At 54.5% G+C, this 435-nt stretch carries 1 protein-coding gene; it reads left to right on the top strand.

Translation table 11 applies throughout. From position 1 onward, the window contains the following. Window positions 1-239: hypothetical protein (locus AC1RPJ_RS07655; protein WP_481762824.1), on the top strand; the 239-nt coding region annotated here is incomplete at its 5' end. Between the last annotated feature and the right edge of the window lie 196 nt (window positions 240-435).

Here is a 435-nt window from a genome sequence, read left to right as displayed (position 1 = left end):
CGAAGGATCAGGGTGATCAGTCGTACGAAGCACTGGTCGAAGAAATGGGCGATGCATCGTCAGATGTGCTTGGATCGACTGGCCCCGAGATAGACGGAGAGATGCAGGATCACATAGCCTATATCTCGAAACAGATTGATCGTCAGGGCTACGTGCGTGCCGCACTCGGGATACCGGAGAGGCTGACTAAAGAGCAGATTCAAATGCTGAACGAGTTCGTCGTTGTTATGGAGGACTAAATGGGACACCCCCTTGAGGTGAGCGTGGCGGCTCTAAAGGCACTCGTCGCGGATTATGCGCTACGCACACAACAGGCAGAGCTTCTGACCAGTCGCCTTATCGATAGCAACCTCGATGACGCGGCCAAGATCGCGTTGTTCGAAGTTGTTCAGAAGCAACTGTAGGCGCGTGCCCATGATCGGGCCGTTCATCAGC

Source organism: Dellaglioa sp. CoH-57-MRSF-17 (assembly GCF_056782015.1).
Note: the sequence above shows the minus strand (reverse complement) of the source record. Positions and strands in the feature narration are given on the sequence as shown.